The following is a 2,005-nucleotide window of genomic DNA, read 5'->3' on the forward strand; positions in this document are numbered from 1 at the left end:
ATACCCTATGCGCAAGTACCTTGCGGCTATGCCAATCAATCACAGCACATAAATAAACAAAGCCTTTTGCCATAGGGATATACGTTATATCCGTAGACCACACTTGATTACTGCGCTGAATAGCCAACCCTTTGAGCAGATATGGATATTTACGGTGAGCTTGATTAGCCTGGCTTAAATTTGGTTTGCAATATAACGCCTGAATACCCATTTTCTTCATTAAAGTACGTGTATGACGTCGTCCTATATGATGTCCTTGACGATTCAACAAATCACGCATCATACGACTGCCTGCAAAAGGATATTGCATATGTAATTCATCAATACATCGCATCAGCTTCAGATCTGATGCACTCACAGGTTTTGGGCGATAGTAATAACAACCACGGGAGACTTTCAGCAGCTTAGCTTGCTTAGATACTGAAATCTGAAGTGAGTCGTCGATTAACTTTTGTGGTTGAAGCGGCCCAGTTTCTTCAACACACCTTCTAAAAAATCAATTTCTAATGCCTGCTCACCGATTTTTGCATGTAGTTTTTTTAGATCGATGGGTGGTTCTGTTGGAGCTTTTGATTGATCGAAAGCTTGCGAGGAAGCTGAGATCAATTGATTTTTCCAGTCAATAATTTGGTTTTGATGAACATCAAACTCAGCACTCAATTCAGCAAGTGTTTTTTCTGCTTTAATCGCAGCAAGTGCTACCTTAGCTTTAAAATCATTTGAATGATTTCTTCTTGGTCTACGTGCCATAAAATACTCCATATATTGATGTTTATAACATCATTTGAGGAGCAGAATATCACTTATAGGAGTTGTTCAAATTTACGGATCCATCTCTCTACTTTGGATCTTTAATTTATTAATCATACAAATGCTGTTTTTACAAAAGAATCAATATTTCGGTTTGGTCTGTCTTTTGACATATTTGCCCATTTTGAGCCTAGCGATATTGGACGCTCAACTCGTTGTGCTGTTGTTATCTACTTTTATCTGTACAGCGGCAATAAAATTCTGGCTGCTCGGTAGGAAATCAAAACCAATAAAGCTGCAAGTACCTAGCGTATTTCTGATACAGAAATATAGCCCACTCTAGCTCAATCAAAATAAACTAATTATTCGTCAGGCATTTCATAAAAGATTTCTAACCCATCGTATTGTCAGTATCGGTATATCAGTTACTGCGGTCGTGATTTTGTATTGATTCGCCACACAGGTGGATACTTGGAACATCATGAGCCTTGATTTCACTGCTTCACAATTATTCCAATTAATGTGTGCCGTCTATATTGCACTGAGTTTATTCAATCTAGGCGTGATCAAAATGGACTTAAAATCAAATTTTGAATCTGCAGAACGCTTCTGGATCATTCAAGGGTTCACACTTTGGCAGCTCAGGAAATACGAATACTGTGTTTTATTGATAATTGGCTTGGTGATGAGTGTGCTAGTATTGCTGTGGCTACTGCTGAAAGGTGGATTCGTTGATGTGCTATTAATGGCGACATTATTTGGTATCGTCATTCCATTTATTCAGTGGTTGTATAGAAAGTCTGAAGAAGTGCACGGTGTTATGCCAGTTTTAATGTTTATCTTATGGGTGCCTGTGGCGTATTGCATGCTTTCTGTACGCTAAAAACACTTTTTTAAGTAAAAAACGCTGATTTAGTAGAATAAATAAACAAACGTAATGAAAAACTAAAAATAAATGAAAAAGGGTGTTGCAACGGATGTGAAATGCTGTAGAATGCACATCCATCGGCGGTGATGAAGATTAAAACTTCTGGTAAAACAATGACTTAGTTGAATTGATTAAGTTGGGTTTTATTTAATAAGTTTAAAAATAATTTGAATTACTGGTTGACTCTTTAGAAATAAAGGGTAATATAGCCGACCTAGCTTGCTGGTGACGAACCAACAAGAAGATCATTAAGAGATTATGAAGAACAACTTGTGTGGATTTTTACTGGTTGATCAATCGAAAATATTTCATTGATTGATGGTAGAA

General features: G+C 37.0%; 1 protein-coding gene and 1 pseudogene. One reads left to right on the plus strand and one right to left on the minus strand.

The annotated features are described in order from the left end of the window. Nucleotides 1–762, minus strand: a pseudogene (locus FTU37_RS16510) (IS3-like element ISAba14 family transposase); the annotation flags it as partial. Between the two features lie 469 nt (nt 763–1,231). On the opposite strand from FTU37_RS16510, the gene FTU37_RS16515 reads away from it, so the two are divergent. Then, a complete protein-coding gene (locus tag FTU37_RS16515; protein WP_180124670.1) occupies nt 1,232–1,633 on the plus strand; it encodes a hypothetical protein in 402 nt (133 codons plus the stop codon). The last annotated feature ends 372 nt before the right edge of the window (nt 1,634–2,005 follow it).

Origin of the sequence: Acinetobacter sp. YH12097, from assembly GCF_013419225.1 — a bacterium.
Taxonomy (GTDB): domain Bacteria; phylum Pseudomonadota; class Gammaproteobacteria; order Pseudomonadales; family Moraxellaceae; genus Acinetobacter; species Acinetobacter amyesii.